The organism is Melaminivora alkalimesophila, from assembly GCF_000282995.1.
GTDB classification, from domain to species: Bacteria; Pseudomonadota; Gammaproteobacteria; order Burkholderiales; family Burkholderiaceae_C; genus Melaminivora; species Melaminivora alkalimesophila.
This window is the reverse complement of sequence record NZ_ALEE01000026.1, coordinates 1-1,197: the sequence shown is the minus strand read 5'-3', so window position 1 is coordinate 1,197 and position 1,197 is coordinate 1. Positions and strand designations below refer to the sequence as shown.

At 65.2% G+C, this 1,197-nt stretch carries 1 protein-coding gene; it reads left to right on the top strand.

The genetic code is table 11. The annotated features are described in order from the left end of the window. Positions 1–3 precede the first annotated feature (3 nt). Entirely contained in the window at positions 4–1,194 is a 1,191-nt protein-coding gene (gene tuf, locus A612_RS00240; protein ID WP_019372615.1) for an elongation factor Tu, read from the top strand. Positions 1,195–1,197 lie beyond the last annotated feature (3 nt).

The following is a 1,197-nucleotide window of genomic DNA, read 5'->3' as shown; positions in this document are numbered from 1 at the left end:
AAAATGGCAAAAGGTAAGTTCGAGCGTACCAAGCCCCACGTGAACGTGGGCACGATCGGTCACGTGGACCACGGCAAGACGACGCTCACGGCGGCGATCGCCACGGTGCTGGCCAAGAAGTTCGGCGGCGAAGCCAAGGACTACGCCCAGATCGACAACGCGCCGGAAGAGAAGGCGCGCGGCATCACCATCTCCACCTCGCACGTGGAGTACGAGACCGAGAACCGCCACTACGCCCACGTCGACTGCCCCGGCCACGCCGACTACGTCAAGAACATGATCACCGGTGCTGCGCAGATGGACGGCGCTATTCTTGTGTGCTCGGCCGCCGACGGCCCCATGCCCCAGACGCGCGAGCACATCCTGCTGGCGCGCCAGGTGGGCGTGCCCTACATCATCGTGTTCCTCAACAAGTGCGACATGGTCGATGACGAGGAGCTGCTCGAGCTCGTCGAGATGGAAGTGCGCGAGCTCCTGGACAAGTACGAGTTCCCCGGCGACGACACTCCCATCATCCGGGGTTCCGCCAAGCTTGCGCTCGAAGGCGACCAGTCCGACAAGGGCGAGCCCGCCATCTTGCGCCTGGCCGAGGCGCTCGACACCTACATCCCCACGCCCGAGCGCGCCATCGACGGCGCCTTCCTGATGCCGGTGGAAGACGTGTTCTCGATCTCCGGGCGCGGCACCGTGGTCACGGGCCGCGTCGAGCGCGGCATCGTCAAGGTGGGCGAGGAAATCGAGATCGTCGGCATCAAGGACACCGTCAAGACCACCGTCACCGGCGTCGAGATGTTCAGGAAGCTCCTGGACCAGGGCCAGGCCGGCGACAACGTGGGCCTGCTCTTGCGCGGCACCAAGCGCGAAGACGTCGAGCGCGGCCAGGTGCTGTGCAAGCCCGGCTCCATCAAGCCGCACACGCACTTCAGCGCCGAGGTCTACGTCCTGTCCAAGGACGAGGGCGGGCGCCACACGCCGTTCTTCAACAACTACCGCCCGCAGTTCTACTTCCGCACCACCGACGTCACGGGCTCCATCGAGCTGCCCGCCGACAAGGAAATGGTCATGCCCGGCGACAACGTGTCGATCACCGTCAAGCTGATCGCCCCGATTGCCATGGAAGAAGGCCTGCGCTTTGCCATCCGCGAAGGCGGCCGCACCGTCGGCGCCGGCGTCGTGGCCAAGATCATCGAGTAATCG